Raw genomic sequence first — 12661 nt, forward strand, 5'->3', positions numbered from 1 at the left:
CCAAGTTCCCGGAAGCGGCGTTGAGAAGGAATTCGACGAGGTTCGAATGGCCGCCCCCACCATGTCGAATGGCCGACCCGGCGTGTCGAATGGCCGACTCTGGCATGGCGGCCGCCCCCCGCATCGGGGCTACGCTCCACAGGCGTGATCCACGCGCACTTGGACTCGGAGTCCCTCGGCAGGGTCCGCCTCGCCCCGTCCCCCGCCCTCGAAGCCGTCTGGTGGCTGCGGTACGCGTACACCGGCGGGCGGCACCCGGTGCTCGGCGACCCGGGGGCCGCCGCCCGCTGGTCGCTGCGCCACCCGGACGTCGCGCTCGTCGCCCGCTGCCTGTCCGTGCCGGGCGGCCCCACCTACATGCCCGACCTGCTCACCCCGAAGCCCCCGCTCGTCCCGGCGGCGCGGGCGTTCACCGAGCAGGTGGAGGCCGTCGACGCCACGCCGCCGGAGACGGTCGCCCGCCAGGTGTACGAGGAGCGCTTCCTGGGCGGCCCGGTCCCCGCCGACGTGCGGACGGCAGTGGAGGACGGGACCTTCGCCGAGCGGGCCGCGAGCGGGCTGCGGCAGTTCTGGCTGGACGCGGTCGCCGACGGGTGGAGCGCGCTGCGGGCGCCCCTGGAGGCGGACGTGGCCGCGCGGGCCACGGACATCGCCACGTACGGCGTGGGGCACCTGCTGAGGTCGCTGCACCCCGACGTCAGCTGGGACGGGGGCCGCCTGTCGATCCGCAAGAACTACGTGGAGTCGGCCCACTTCCACGGCGCGGAGCTGGTCCTCGCGCCGACCGCCGCGTGCTGGCCGCACGTCAGCGCCCAGGTGGCCGAGCCGGGCAACGCGGTGCTCGGCTATCCGGCGGCGGGGCTCGGCTCCGCCGCGGACCGGCCGCGCCGCCCCGGCGTGGGCAGGCTGCTCGGCCGCAGCAGGGCCGCCCTGCTCGGCGACCTCGCGGCGCCGCGCACCACCGGCGAACTCGCCGCCCGCCACCGCCTGGCGCCCGCCACCGTCTCGTACCACCTGGGCGTGCTGTACCGCACCGGCCTGGTGCTCAAGGAGCGGGACCGGCAGGTGGTGCGCTACCGGCGCAGCGCGGAGGGCGACGCGCTGCTCGACGGGCGGCCCGGCGGGTGACGGAGGGTCAGCGTCCCTAGGGTTCGCGGTCGTTGAGGATGCGCTGGAACAGCCGGTGGTCCTGCCAGGCGCCGTTGATGTGCAGATAGGCCCGCGCCAGGCCGTACTCCTCGAAGCCGCACTTGGCCAGCACGCGCTGCGACGCCGCGTTGTGCGGCAGGGTGCCCGCCTCCAGGCGGTGCAGCCGCAGGTCGGCGTCCGCGGCGGCGCACACCGCGGTCACCGCGGCGCTGGCCAGGCCCCGGCCCGTGTACGCCCCGTCGATCCAGTAGCCGACGTTGGCGCTGCGGAACGGGCCGCCCACGATGTTCGACAGGGTGATGGCCCCGACGACCGCGGGGCCGCTCCCGCGCAGGCCCTCCGGGGCCTCGTCCCACAGCAGCCAGCGCGCCCGCAGCCCCTTCGCGCGCTCCTGCTCGTACGCCCGCAGCCCGGCCAGCTGGCCCGCGGCCGTGAAGAACTCGGGCGGGCGCTCGGGGTCCCAGGGCGCGAGGTGGGCGCGGTTGTGCCGGTGGGCGCGGGCGAGGGCCTCGGCGTCGGCGGGGGCCGCCGGGCGCAGCACGACGGTGTCGGTGAGGCGTGCGGTGCGCAGCTCCACGGCCCGCTCCCTCACATTCCGCCCGCGACGCGGAGCACCGCGCCGGTGGTGAACGAGGCGTCGTCCGACAGGAGCCAGGAGACGGCCCCGGTGACCTCCTCGGGGCGGCCCGCGCGGCCGAGCGGGATGGTGTCGGCGAGCTTCGCGGGGCGCTGCGGGTCCTCGTGGAACTCGGTCCAGATGATGCCGGGGGCCACGCAGTTGACGCGGATGCCGAGCGGCGCGACCTCCTTGGCGAGGCCCACGGTGATGGTGTCGACGGCGGCCTTGGTGGCGGCGTAGTGGACGTACTGGCCGGGGCTGCCGAGCGTGGCGGCGGCCGAGGAGACGTTCACGATGGCGCCGCCGGTGCGGGTCATGTCGCGGACCGCGCGGCGGGCGCAGAGCAGATAGCCGAGGACGTTCACGTCGAGGGCGCGGCGCATGCCCGCCGCGTCGGCCTCGGCGAGGGGCCCGTTCGGGCCGCTGACGCCCGCGTTGTTCACCAGGCCCGTGACCGGGCCGAGTTCGGCGGCGGCGGTGTCGAAGAGCCGGTCGACGTCGTGCTCGTCGGCCGTGTCCAGGCGGACGGTGACGCAGCGGCGGCCGGTGCCGCGGACGGCGTCGGCGGCCTTCTCTGCGGCGGCCGCGTCCGAGCGGTAGCCGAGGGCCATGTCGTGCCCGTCGCGGGCGAGGCGCAGGGCGACGGCGGCGCCGATGCCGCGGCTGCCGCCGGTGATCACGGTGACGCGCTGGGTCATGCGGCCCCTCCGAACTCGACGATCTTGTGGCCGCAGTGTACGAGGCGACGGCCGGGGGCCCGGGACGGGTCCCGGGCCCCCGCGCTCAGGTCACGGCGCGAGGCACCCCGTGGCCGGTACCTCGGTCGGGACGCCGGGGCTCGCGAGGTCCACGAGGCCCGTCACCTCCTGGACCGCGCAGTCGACGGTGGCCACCGGGTCGGGAACGGCGCTCGCCGGTGCGGCGAGCGCCCCGAGGACGGCGAGCGTTCCAACGGCGAGGGCAGCGATACGGCGCATGAACAGCCTTTCTGCGTACGAGGTGGGTGATCCTCCGCAGAGCTGCCCGAGGCGGTGTCCCGGTACGCGCCGCGTCACCCGGACGAGGCCGCAGAATCGATGCGCCACGGCGCCCGGAGCGCGCTAGACCTTCTCGGGTGCCTCGGGCGCCGCCTCCTCCGCCGGGAGGCTGTCCATGAAGGAGCTGACCGAGAACACGGCGTTGCCGGGACCGGCCGGGCCGTAGCCGGGCGGCGAGGACAGGCCGAACTCCTCCATGGTGGCGCGGTACTCCTGGAGCAGCCGCACGTGGTACTCCAGGGGCGCGCCCAGCGGGTTGGCCTTGCCGAGGGGCGTGGTGGGCTCGGGGCACCAGGTGGTGAAGCGCGGGGTGATGCCGTGCGCCATGAAGTAGCGCAGGCCCTCGACGGTGGAGTCGATGGCCTCGTCGACGGTCTTGAAGCCGAAGGGCTCGGCCATCTCGACGCCCGCGACGAAGTTCGGGATGACGTTGCGGGGCCCGAAGACCTCGGCGGAGTCGAGGATGCGGCGGTGCCACTCGTCGCGGCCGACGTAGCGCTCCTTGCCGGGGCAGTAGCGCTCGAACAGGTAGGGGTCCCACACCTCGTAGTTCGGGTGGTAGATCCGCACTCCGTAGTCGTGGAAGCGCTGGACGTCCGCCTTGGGCAGCGCCTGGGCGACGACCTTGCCGATCCAGCGGCCGGGGAAGCGCTCCTCGATGGCCTTGGCGTACTGGCCGTAGAAGTCGGCCTCGTCCTTGCCGCCGATGTGCGAGGTGACGGCGCCGCCGGTGAGGGTGTAGGCGGTGGAGGCCTTCGCGGTGTCGTACCGGTCGATGATCTCCAGGGCCTCCAGGACCTCCTCGACGGGCTTGACGCCCGTGTAGGGGCGGCCCGCCGCCTTGTGCTGGCGCCAGTTGTGATTGATGTCGCAGTACTGGCACTCCTCCTTGGCGCCGAAGTACTGGCAGACCCGGAAGACCGTGAGGTAGATCAGGTACCCCCATTGGATGGTGGGGGCGACCTCCATCACCGACTTCCCGTTGGCCAGCTTGTGCCGGTAGTACTCCGGCATGGGCGGCACGCCGACGTCCGAGATCCGCTGGCCGTCCAGGTAGAGCCCGAGCACGCCGTCGTCGTCGGCGGCCACGCGGTACGGGGACGACGGGTTGACCCGCACGGACACCACCGTGCGGCGCAGCTCGTAGGGGCCGCCGGTCAGCACGATCTCCTCGGGCGGGCGGCGCAGGGCGGCGGCGCCCAGCTCCGGCAGCGTGCCGTGGTCGAAGGAGAAGATGAAGTACGACTTCGGCTTGACGTCGCCCGAGGCCTCGTTGGCGCTGTCGCTGAGCGCGGACTCGTCGAAGGCCACGCCGCCGCGCAGCAGGTCCTCCTTGATCACGGCCTCGCGCGGCACCTTGGGGTGCCGCTGCATGAGTCCTTCGATCAACTCCGTACGCCTGGGCATGGGCGGACACCTCGGATCCTGTCGGGCGTTTACATCCGTGTACGGGGTCCACGCTAATACCGCCGCGGGCGCGGTCCGGCCGGGGGGCGCCCGAACTCCGGAGGGCCGGAAGATCCAGCCCCTCCGGCGTTTGAGGAGCGGGGTCTGGGGCGGAGCCCCAGTTTCGGGAAAGGGGCGGGTCTGGGGCGCCCCCCGCGAGGGAACCCTCGTGGGCCGTTCGCGCGTTCCCCGGTCAGTGTCCGCGACCGAAGCGAACAGGCGGTGCCGATGTACGACCTGGTCCCGGGGGGCAACGCGCCCCTGCCGCCCGGCCCCCTCACCCTGCGGGTGCCGGGCCCCTTCGACCTGTCGGCCGTGATCACCGGCGACGACGGCAAGGTCGCGGGCGACGCCGACTTCGTGTTCTACAACCAGCCGACGGCCCCCGGCGCCCGCCTCGGCGCCGACGCGCTCACGGTCGACGCCGCCCGGCTGCGCCCCGGCGCGAGCCGCGTCACGCTGGTGGTCAGCCCCGCCGAGCCGGAGACGCCGCTGGGCCGGCTGCCCGCCGTCGCGCTGCGGGTCGAGGGGCCGCGCGGCGAGCCCGTCGCCCGCTTCGCCGCGCCCCGGCCCCGCGAGGAGACGGCGCTGCTGGTCGCGGAGATCTACCGCCGGGGCCCGGCCTGGAAGCTGCGCGCGCTCGGCCAGGGGTACGCGGACGGGCTCGCGGGGGTCGCACGGGACTTCGGCCTGGACGTGACGGACGAGCCGGACCCGGCGGACCCGCCGGGTGCGCCGGTGCCCGCCAGCGAGGCCGTCACCGTGGTGATGCCGCGCCCCCGCGTGTCGGCGGCCGCGCCCGCCCCGGCGCCCACCGCCGCGCCGCCGGGCCCGCTCCAGGGCTTCCTCGCTCAGGTGAACGCGGCGCGCGCCGCCGCGGGCGCCCCCGCTGTCCAGCTCGACGCCCGCCTGACCGAGGCCGCCCGGGCGCACTCGGCTGGCATGGCGCAGCGGGGCGCGCTGGCGACGGAGGGCCCGGACGGGACGTCGCTCTACCAGCGGGTGTCGGCGACCGGGTACGCGTACCTGGCCATCGGCGAGCACCTGGTGTCGGGCCCGCGCGACCCCGTGGGCTTCCTCGACTACTGCCTGGGCCAGGACCGCACCCGGGGCACGGTCCTGGAGCGGGCCTTCACGCACGTCGGGGTGGCCGAGGTCACCGACCGGCGCGGGGACGACGTGTTCTGGACGGCGGTGTGGGCGGAGCCGTTCTCGCCGGGCGGGCTCGCCAGGGCCACGGCCGAGGTGCTGGCGCTCACCAACGGCCACCGGGCCGCGGCCGGGCTCGGCCCGCTCGCCCCGGATCCGCGGCTCGCCGCCGCGGCGCAGGGCCACAGCGCGGACATGGTGGCCCGCGGGTTCTACGCGCACACCGCGCCGGACGGCAGCGAGCCCTGGGACCGGGCCGCCGCCGCGGGCAGTACGCATCGTCGGATCGGGGAGAACATCGCCTGTGGGCAGCGCTCCCCCACCGAGGTCGTCACCGGCTGGATGAACAGCCCGGGCCACCGGGCGAACATCCTCAAGCCGTCCTTCACCCACCTGGGAGTGGGCTTCGTGGGAGGCGGCGCGGCGGGGACGTACTGGACGCAACTGTTCGGCGGCTGAAGCCGCCCCGAAAGGGGCGCGGGGAACGGCGCGAGCGACCACGACCCACCCGCACACGACGACCCAACGCCAGCACGCCACGGCGGGGACGTACTGGACGCAGTTGTCCAAGGGCCGACCAGCCGCGCCCCCGAAGGGGCGCGGGGAACTGCGCGAGCCACCGCGACACACCCGCAGACGCCCCCAGCACCAGCCCCCCCACCCCTCAGAGCACCACCGGCGCCCCGGCCCGCGCCGACGCGTACGCCGCCTCCACGATCCGCACCGTGCGCACCCCGCCCTCCCCGTCCGCGACGTCCATGCCGTCCGCGCCCGGGCCGAACAGGAACACGCGCAGCATCCGCTCGTCGAGGTCGATGCCGAACGGGACGGCGAAGCCGGTGCGGCGGCGTTCGCTGAAGCCCTCGACGCGCTGGTCGAAGGCGTCCATCTCCAGGGTGGCCCGCTCGCCGACGACGGTCAGCTCCAGGCCGCCCCACCAGTGGTGGGAGCGGGGGTGCGACCAGCTGCAGTCGAGGGTGGCGACCGCGCCGTTGTCGTAGCGGACGGTGACGAGGCCGCTGGTCTCCACGTCGGTCTCGTCCTCGTACAGGACGTTGTTGGTCTGCGCGTACACCTCGACGGCGCGGGCAGCGAACAGGTCGTCGAGCAGGTCGGCGATGTGCACGGTGTGGTCCATCAGGGCGCCGCCGCCCGCGAGCGCCCGGTCGGCGAACCAGCGGCGGGCCCGGGTCGGCAGCTGCCCGTTGTTGGCGCCGGTCACGGCGAGGACCCTGCCGGTCTCGCCGCTGGTGACGGCGCGCCGCACGGCCGCGTACGCCGGGCTGAAGCGCACCGGGTAGGCGACCGCGAGCCGCACCCCGGCGGCGCGGCACGCGGCGAGCATCGCCTCGCCGTCCGCGACGGTGGTCGCCAGCGGCTTCTCGCACAGCACGTCGACGCCGTGCGCGGCGGCCAGCTCCACCAGCGGGCGGTGGCGGGCGTTCTCCGCGCACACGATCACCGCGTCCGGCCCCCAGGCGAACGCCTCCTCGTAGGTGTCGGCATAGGCGACGCCGAGCGGCTCGGCGACGGTCCGGCCGCGGGTCTCGCCGGGCGCGGCCGCGTCGGTGTCCGGGTCGCTGCCCAGGACCTCCACGCCCGGCATGGCCCGCAGCAGCTTGAGGTACGTGGCCGCGTGGACATGGGCGAACGACAGGACGGCGACCTTCATCGCGTGACCTCCTCCAGTTGCACGGCCTCTAGTTGCACGGCCCGGCCGGTGCGGCTCGATTCGATGGCGGCGCGGGCGATCCGGATCGCCTCGACGCCGTCGCGCGCGGTGACGCGCGGTACGAGGCCGGGGTCGTCCCAGGCCGCGGCGAACTCGCGCAGTTCGCTCAGGTACGGGCTCTCGGTCATCGGCGTCGAGGGGATGCCCTCGTTGGGGGCGCGCACGCCCTGCGCGGTGATGCGGAAGCCGGGCACCGCCGCCGAGTCGTGGTGCAGCACGCCGTCGGCCCCGGCGACGCGGAACGTGGTGCGGAACGGCTGGTCCGGCAGCCCCCACAGGCCGCTGACGTGGCTGATGGCGCCGGAGGCGTGGGTGAGCACGGCGGTCGCGGTGACCACGTCGGCGGGCGTGCCGGTGGCGCGCTCCGCGCCGCGGGTCTGGGCGTGCACGCGCACCACCGGGCCCGCGACCCAGCGCGCGATGTCCAGGTCGTGCACCATCAGGTCCATCAGGACGCCGCCGGACTGGGCGGGGTCCCCGAACCACGGCGCCCACTGGGGCCGGGCGCTGCTCCGTGTGAAGCGCAGCACGGCCAGCGGGCCCAGCTCGCCGCCGAGGACGGCCCGGCGCATGGCGGCGTACGCCGGGAAGTAGCGCACGACGTGCGCCGGGTGCAGCCGGACGCCCGCCGCGTCGGCGGCCGTGGCCATGGCGACCGCGTCCGCCACCGTCAGGGCGAGCGGCTTCTCGCACACGACGTGGCGGCCCGCGGCGATCGCGGCCAGGGCGAGGTCCTTGTGGGTGGGGGTCGGGGTGCAGATGTCGACGGCGCGGCAGCGGTCGACGAGTTCGTCGAGCGTGGCCACGGCGGTGACGTCGTGGCCGCGCCCGGCGTACTCCGCGGCGAGCTTCTCGGCGGAGCCGTCGTGGGTGTGCACGCGCACGGCGGCGCCGAGTTCCAGCCAGCCGGGCAGGTGGGCGCGGGCGATGCCGCCCGCGCCGAGCAGGCCGACCTGAAGCCGTTCCATGGAGGTCACGGTCCTTTCTGCACCGGGTGCGCGCGGGTGGGCACGGGTGCGTACGGGGGTGCGTACGGGGGGTGCGTACTGCGGTGCGTACTTGAGGGTGCGTACAGGGGTGCGTACGAGGGTGAGCGCGGCGTCAGCCCTTGGAGCCGGTGGCGGCCACGCTCTGCACGAAGTGCCGCTGGAGGAAGACGTAGACGACCAGCATGGGCACGCTCGCGATGAGCGAACCCGCCATCATCACCGGGTAGTTGGTCTCGTACTGGCCCTCCAGGGAGGTCAGGCCCGCGCTGATCGGCATGGCCTCGGGGTCGGTGTTGACGATCAGCGGCCACAGCAGGTCGTTCCAGGCGGCCATGCCGGTGATGACGGCGAGCGCGGCGAGCGCGGGCCGGATCAGCGGCAGCATCACCGACCAGAAGATCCGCAGCGAGCCCGCGCCGTCGATGCGGGCGGCCTCCTCCAGCTCCTTGGGCAGCGCCAGGAACGCCTGCCGCAGCAAGAAGGTGCCGAACGCGCTGAACATGCCGGGCAGGAACAGCGCGGGCGCGGAGTTGAGCAGGCCGAGCCGCTGGACGATGTCGTACTGCGGCAGGACCAGGAGCGAACTCGGCACCATAAGGACGGACAGGAACAGACCGAACAGCACGTCCCGGCCCCGGAAGCGCATGCGCGCGAACGCGTAGGCGGCGAGCGAGCAGAACACGAGCTGCCCCGCGGTGCGCCCCAGGGTGTTGATCGCGCTGTTGGTCAGCATCTCCCGGAACGGCATGGCGGTGAAGACCTCGTCGAAGCTGGCGGCGTTCCAGTCGTCGGGGAGGAACGTCGGCGGCACGCGGGAGACCTCGGCGAGGGACTTCAGCGCGGTGAGGAGCTGCCAGAAGAGCGGGAAGACCATCACGAGCGCGCCGAACGACAGCGCCAGGTGAGTGGCGACGGAGCCGGGGTCGAGGCGCCGCCGACGCGGTTCAGCCATAGTGCACCCACTTCCTCTGGAGCCGGAACTGAAGGTACGTCAGGGCGGCGATGAGCACCATGAGGAGGAAGGCGAGGGCGGCCGCCGCGCCCTGGGCGTTCTCCATGAACGCCCACTTGTAGAACAGGCCGACGACGGACTGGGTGTCGCCGATCGCCGGGTTCCGCTCGTGCATCATCACGTAGATCAGGTCGAAGGTCTGCAGCGACTGGATCATGCAGATCACGGAGGCGAAGAAGATCGTGGGGCTGAGCAGCGGCAGCGTGATGGTGAAGAACCGGCGCAGCACGCCCGCCCCGTCCAGCTCCGCGGCCTCGTAGTAGTCCCTCGGGATGCCCTTGATGCCCGCCATGAAGATGATCAAGTAGTAGCCGGTGGTCGACCAGACCATCACGGTGCCGATGGCGAAGACGGCGGTCGAGGGGTCGGACACCCAGTAGCGGCGGTCGGCGCCGAACCAGCCGAGGACCTCGTTGAGCAGCCCGAAGTCGCCGTTGTAGAGCCAGTTCCAGACGAGGCCGACGGCGACCGGCAGGGTCACGAACGGCACGAAGTACAGGGCGCGGTAGACCGCGACCCCGCGCAGGCCCCGGCGGTTGAGGAGCGCCGCGACGACGATGGCGAGCGGCAGCGCGGTCAGGCCGATGCCGCAGTAGATCAGGGTGTTGCCGAGGGCCTGCCAGACCGTGACGTCGCGCACGACGCGCGCGTAGTTGTCGCCGCCGACCCAAGTGTGCCCGCCGAAGGGGCCGAACTCGGTGAAGCTGAAGTAGAAGGTCTGGAGCATCGGCCAGAAGTAGAAGACGGCGAAGCCGACGCCGAGCGGCGCGATGAACCAGTACGCGGCCCTCTCGTTGCGCGACCGGGGGCGGGCGCCGGTCGCGGGCCCGCCGCGGCCCGCGGCCTTCGCGGCCGCCGTCGCGGGAAAGACGCTGTTCACGCGCGTTCCTCCTTCAGTGCCCGGTCCATCTGCTCGCCGAGCGTGCGGCAGGCGCCCTCGATGCCGCCCTTGCCGCTGAACGCGGCGCCGAGGAGCGGATACTGGAGGTTCTCCCAGACGGCGGTGTTCCGGGAGCTGGGGTACGGGACGGCGTACTCCTGCATGTCGAGGAACGCCCTGAGGTCGAACTCGGGCATGGACTTCAGCCAGGCGTCCTGCGTTCCGGCGTACGACGAGATCGTCACCCCGGACTTCGCCTGGATCTCGGCGGCCTCGCGGCCCGCCATGAAGTGGACGAACTTCCAGGCGGCCGCCTTCTTGTCGCTCTTGGCGGAGATCACGTTGGCGAGGCCGTGGATGACGGTGGCGCGGCGCCGTCCCCGGGGCAGGACGGTGACGCCGCCGTGGTCCTTGAGGGCGGGCACGGCGTACATCTGCCCGGCCATCGCGGACAGGTCGTAGACCATGGCGGCCTTCTCCGACCAGTAGCGCACCCGGGCGACGTTCTCGACCATGGCGCTCTGCGGTGGCGACCAGCCGCGGTCGATCATGTCGGTGAGGAACCGCAGGCCCTCGATGGTCCGCTCGTCGCCGAACCCGGAGCGCCCGTCGCGCAGCACATAGCCGCCCGCGGCGAAGATGCTCGGGTAGAGGACGATCTGGCGCTGCATCTCGGCGGCGAAGCCGTGCACGCGCTCGCGCGGGTCGGTGAGTTCGGCGGCGGCGTCCCGCAGGTCGTCCCAGGTCCAGCCCGGGTCGGGGTAGGGGACGCGCGCCTTGTCGAAGAGGGCCTTGTTGTACCAGAGGCCGATGGTGTCGAAGTCCTTCGGCAGGCCGTACTGGGTGCCGTCGTAGGCGTAGAGCCGCACGAGCTGCTCGGGGTGGCGGTCCACCGGGGTGCGGTCGCGCGCGATGTGCTCGGACAGCGGCTCCAGGACGCCGTTCGCCGCGTACAGCTGGAAGTTGACGGCGTTCATCCAGAACACATCGGGTGCGGTGCCGCCGCGCATCGAGGTCTTGAGGGTGGTCCAGTAGGTCGCCCACGGCGTGAGTTCGATGCGAACGTCGATCGTCGGGTGCCGCCGGGTGAAGGCGGCGATGATCTGCTTCATGCCCGGCACCTGCGCCGGGTCCCACATGCCGTACGAGAGGGTGGTGCGGCCGCCGCCGTCGTTGCCGCCGCCGCGGTCCGAGCAGGCGGCGAGGGCGGGTGCCGACGCCGCCGCGAGGGCGGTGCTCAGGAGGGTCCTCCTGCGCATGCGTGCCTCCGCTTCGGGTTGGGGATGGGCTCGTGCGGGTCCGAGGACCCTCAGTCGGTGAGGTCCGCGAGCAGTTCCTCCTCCACGCGGTCGAGGGCCTTGCGGACGGCGCCCAGGGCCACGCCGCGCTCGCCGAGCGAGCTGAGCGCGATCCTCGGCACGTGCAGGGTGAGCGGGCGCAGCCGCTCCTGGAGGAGGGGGACGAGGTGGCCCCCGAGGGGGGTGGCGCCGCCGGTGAGCACGACCAGCTCCGGGTCGACGGCGAGCGCGAGGGCCGCGATGCCGGGCGTGACGCGGTCGGCGAAGTCCGCGACCGCGGCGAGGGCGCGGGGGTCGGCGGTGTCGGCGGCGCGGGCGAGCGCGGCCACCTCCGACTCGTCGGCGGCGCGCGGGCCCGGCCAGGCCAGGGCCTCGTGCGCGGTGTCCAGGCCGAGCAGCGGCAGCAGGCCAAGCTCGCCCGCCCCGCCCCGGCCGCCGCGGTGCAGCCTGCCGCCGATGGTCAGGCTGCACGAGACGCGGTGACCGGTGAGGACGCACACCACGTCGCCCGCGAGCGTGGCGGCGCCCTGCCAGCGCTCGGCGAGGACGGCGAGGTTCACGTCGTTCTCGACCAGGGTGTGGCCGCGCTCCCCGTCGGAGAGCAGCCGCCCGAGGTCGACGCCGGACCACTCCGGCACGACGACGGAGGTGACGTGGCCGCTCGCGTCGACGACGCCGGGCACGCCGACGCAGCGCGCGAACACCGTGTCGCGGCGCACCCCGTGGGAGTCGAGGAAGGCGTCGAGGCGGTGGCGGAGCAGCGCCAGCCGGGGGCCGCCGCCCAGGCCGGGGTCGACGTCGGCGCGTTCGGCGGCGAGCACGGTGCCGCCGAGGTCGGCGAGGAGCAGCACCATCTTGTGCAGGCCGATGTCGGCGCCGACGACGTGTCCGGCCTCGCCGCGGAACCGGAAGCGCCGCGCGGGCCGTCCGCGCGCCCGCTCCCCCACGCCCGCCTCGGTGACCCAGCCGTGGCCGCCCAGCTCTTCGAGGGCGGCCTCCACGGTGGGCCGGGACAGGCCGGTGCCGGTGGCGAGCTCCGCGAGCGTCTGCGGGCTGCGGCGGTGCAGGGCGCGCAGCACCACCGTGGTGTTCAGCCTGCGCAGGGCTGCCAGGTCGTGGCCGCGCACGCGTTTACGCATCACTTACGCATCACTTCTGCACTCCGAACGGCGTGAGGGAGCCGCCTGGTTGGGGGCGTGGGACCCGTCGTCCACCGGGATTAGCGAGGAGAGTTGCAGAAAGCGGCGGCCCCGGGAAGACCCCCCGCACGCACTTTCCCGTGGGGCCGTCCGGCACCCGGAAGGGGGCCGGAAGGGGGCCGACCCACATTTCGTCTACTTGACGATAAGC

The 12661-nt window shown here is 73.9% G+C and carries 12 protein-coding genes; 2 read left to right on the plus strand and 10 right to left on the minus strand.

Annotated features, from left to right (window positions below):
* The first annotated feature begins 144 nt into the window (after nucleotides 1-144).
* The gene (locus ACOBQU_RS06180) at nucleotides 145-1128 is read left to right on the plus strand and encodes a DUF5937 family protein (RefSeq protein WP_423624877.1); all 984 of its coding nucleotides are present in this window, start codon (nucleotides 145-147) and stop codon (nucleotides 1126-1128) included.
* 16 nt (nucleotides 1129-1144) lie between these two features.
* Here the strand turns inward: ACOBQU_RS06180 and ACOBQU_RS06185 are convergent, their stop codons facing one another.
* The 4 genes from ACOBQU_RS06185 to ACOBQU_RS06200 all read right to left on the minus strand — a co-directional run bounded on the left by ACOBQU_RS06185 (nucleotide 1145) and on the right by ACOBQU_RS06200 (nucleotide 4212).
* Nucleotides 1145-1726, minus strand: coding sequence for a GNAT family N-acetyltransferase (locus ACOBQU_RS06185; RefSeq protein WP_423624878.1), 582 nt, complete (start codon nucleotides 1724-1726; stop codon nucleotides 1145-1147).
* 11 nt (nucleotides 1727-1737) lie between these two features.
* The gene (locus ACOBQU_RS06190) at nucleotides 1738-2466 is read right to left on the minus strand and encodes an SDR family NAD(P)-dependent oxidoreductase (protein WP_423624879.1); all 729 of its coding nucleotides are present in this window, start codon (nucleotides 2464-2466) and stop codon (nucleotides 1738-1740) included.
* A 90-nt stretch (nucleotides 2467-2556) separates the two neighbouring features.
* Nucleotides 2557-2745 carry a hypothetical protein gene (locus ACOBQU_RS06195; RefSeq protein ID WP_423624880.1) on the minus strand — a complete coding sequence of 63 codons (189 nt, stop codon included), beginning with the start codon at nucleotides 2743-2745 and terminating at the stop codon, nucleotides 2557-2559.
* A 123-nt stretch (nucleotides 2746-2868) separates the two neighbouring features.
* Nucleotides 2869-4212: a radical SAM protein gene (locus tag ACOBQU_RS06200; RefSeq protein WP_423624881.1), complete on the minus strand. Its 1344-nt coding sequence runs from the start codon at nucleotides 4210-4212 to the stop codon at nucleotides 2869-2871.
* A 267-nt stretch (nucleotides 4213-4479) separates the two neighbouring features.
* Here ACOBQU_RS06200 and ACOBQU_RS06205 point away from each other — a divergent pair, with 267 nt between their 5' ends.
* Nucleotides 4480-5859, plus strand: coding sequence for a CAP domain-containing protein (locus ACOBQU_RS06205; RefSeq protein WP_423624882.1), 1380 nt, complete (start codon nucleotides 4480-4482; stop codon nucleotides 5857-5859).
* 205 nt (nucleotides 5860-6064) lie between these two features.
* Here ACOBQU_RS06205 and ACOBQU_RS06210 read toward each other — a convergent pair whose 3' ends face one another.
* From ACOBQU_RS06210 to ACOBQU_RS06235, 6 genes are all read right to left on the minus strand, one after another.
* Nucleotides 6065-7072 carry a Gfo/Idh/MocA family protein gene (locus ACOBQU_RS06210; protein ID WP_423624883.1) on the minus strand — a complete coding sequence of 336 codons (1008 nt, stop codon included), beginning with the start codon at nucleotides 7070-7072 and terminating at the stop codon, nucleotides 6065-6067.
* A complete protein-coding gene (locus ACOBQU_RS06215) occupies nucleotides 7069-8100 on the minus strand; it encodes a Gfo/Idh/MocA family protein (protein ID WP_423624884.1) in 1032 nt (343 codons plus the stop codon). Before ACOBQU_RS06215 ends, ACOBQU_RS06210 begins: the two co-directional genes overlap by 4 nt.
* 133 nt (nucleotides 8101-8233) lie before the next feature.
* A complete protein-coding gene (locus ACOBQU_RS06220) occupies nucleotides 8234-9073 on the minus strand; it encodes a carbohydrate ABC transporter permease (RefSeq protein ID WP_423624885.1) in 840 nt (279 codons plus the stop codon).
* Nucleotides 9066-10013 carry a carbohydrate ABC transporter permease gene (locus ACOBQU_RS06225; RefSeq protein WP_423624886.1) on the minus strand — a complete coding sequence of 316 codons (948 nt, stop codon included), beginning with the start codon at nucleotides 10011-10013 and terminating at the stop codon, nucleotides 9066-9068. The genes ACOBQU_RS06220 and ACOBQU_RS06225 overlap by 8 nt, the downstream gene beginning before the upstream one ends.
* Nucleotides 10010-11272 (minus strand): ABC transporter substrate-binding protein, encoded by a 1263-nt coding sequence (locus tag ACOBQU_RS06230; RefSeq protein ID WP_423624887.1) that lies wholly within the window; start codon nucleotides 11270-11272, stop codon nucleotides 10010-10012. The genes ACOBQU_RS06225 and ACOBQU_RS06230 overlap by 4 nt, the downstream gene beginning before the upstream one ends.
* Before the next feature lie 50 nt (nucleotides 11273-11322).
* Entirely contained in the window at nucleotides 11323-12450 is a 1128-nt protein-coding gene (locus ACOBQU_RS06235) for an ROK family protein (protein ID WP_423624888.1), read from the minus strand.
* Nucleotides 12451-12661 lie beyond the last annotated feature (211 nt).

The organism is Streptomyces sp. G45 (assembly GCF_049542095.1).
GTDB lineage: Bacteria > Actinomycetota > Actinomycetes > Streptomycetales > Streptomycetaceae > Streptomyces.

What these genes read in the sequence shown, in the direction of transcription:
- ACOBQU_RS06195 (WP_423624880.1), bottom strand. Translation starts at nt 2,745, where the DNA reads ATGCGCCGTATCGCTGCCCTCGCCGTTGGAACGCTCGCCGTCCTCGGG.
- ACOBQU_RS06210 (WP_423624883.1), bottom strand. Translation starts at nt 7,072, where the DNA reads ATGAAGGTCGCCGTCCTGTCGTTCGCCCATGTCCACGCGGCCACGTAC.
- ACOBQU_RS06220 (WP_423624885.1), bottom strand. Translation starts at nt 9,073, where the DNA reads ATGGCTGAACCGCGTCGGCGGCGCCTCGACCCCGGCTCCGTCGCCACT.
- ACOBQU_RS06200 (WP_423624881.1), bottom strand. Translation starts at nt 4,212, where the DNA reads ATGCCCAGGCGTACGGAGTTGATCGAAGGACTCATGCAGCGGCACCCC.
- ACOBQU_RS06205 (WP_423624882.1), top strand. Translation starts at nt 4,480, where the DNA reads ATGTACGACCTGGTCCCGGGGGGCAACGCGCCCCTGCCGCCCGGCCCC.
- ACOBQU_RS06230 (WP_423624887.1), bottom strand. Translation starts at nt 11,272, where the DNA reads ATGCGCAGGAGGACCCTCCTGAGCACCGCCCTCGCGGCGGCGTCGGCA.
- ACOBQU_RS06215 (WP_423624884.1), bottom strand. Translation starts at nt 8,100, where the DNA reads ATGGAACGGCTTCAGGTCGGCCTGCTCGGCGCGGGCGGCATCGCCCGC.
- ACOBQU_RS06190 (WP_423624879.1), bottom strand. Translation starts at nt 2,466, where the DNA reads ATGACCCAGCGCGTCACCGTGATCACCGGCGGCAGCCGCGGCATCGGC.
- ACOBQU_RS06235 (WP_423624888.1), bottom strand. Translation starts at nt 12,450, where the DNA reads ATGCGTAAACGCGTGCGCGGCCACGACCTGGCAGCCCTGCGCAGGCTG.